This window comes from Kribbella sp. CCNWLW201 (assembly GCF_037203805.1).
Classification (GTDB): Bacteria; Actinomycetota; Actinomycetes; order Propionibacteriales; family Kribbellaceae; genus Kribbella.
The window spans coordinates 1-587 of sequence record NZ_JBBCBQ010000028.1; the positions used below are offsets into that span (position 1 = coordinate 1).

The 587-nt window shown below is 70.4% G+C and carries 1 protein-coding gene; it reads left to right on the forward strand.

All coding sequences use genetic code 11. From position 1 onward, the window contains the following. Positions 1-587 (forward strand): response regulator transcription factor (locus tag V9K99_RS42675; protein WP_337012810.1); only part of this gene is annotated, 587 nt, incomplete at both ends.

A 587-nucleotide genomic window follows, 5' to 3' on the forward strand; every position in this document is an offset into this window, starting at 1 on the left:
GGGTACGACGCCCGCGTGGTCGCCGACGGTGTCGCGGCGGTCGAGGTGTGGCAGCAGTGGAAGCCGTCGGTCGTCGTACTGGACGTGATGCTGCCCGGCCTGTCCGGGCTGGAGGTGCTGCGCCGGATGCGGGCGGCCGACGACGGTGCGGCGGTGATCATGCTGTCCGCGCGCGGCGAGGAGGAGGATCGGCTGGTCGGGTTGGAGGTCGGCGCCGACGACTACGTGGTGAAGCCGTTCAGCCCGCGCGAACTCACGCTGCGGGTGCAGGCGATGTTGCGGCGGGAGGAACGGCTGGCCGGGCTCGACCTGACCCCGACCAAGCTGAGCGCCGGCCCGGTCACGATCGACACCGCGGCCCGGATCGCCTATCTCGACGGGTCCGAATTGTCGCTGACGCATCGCGAGTTCGACCTGCTGACGTATCTGGTGTCGCACCCGGGCAAGGCGTACACGAAGGCCGAGCTGCTTCGCCGGGTCTGGGGCTGGGACTTCGGCGACTCGTCGACGGTGACGGTTCACGTCCGGCGGTTGCGGGAGAAGATCGAGGCCGACCCCTCCGATCCCCGGTTGGTGCTCACGGTGCC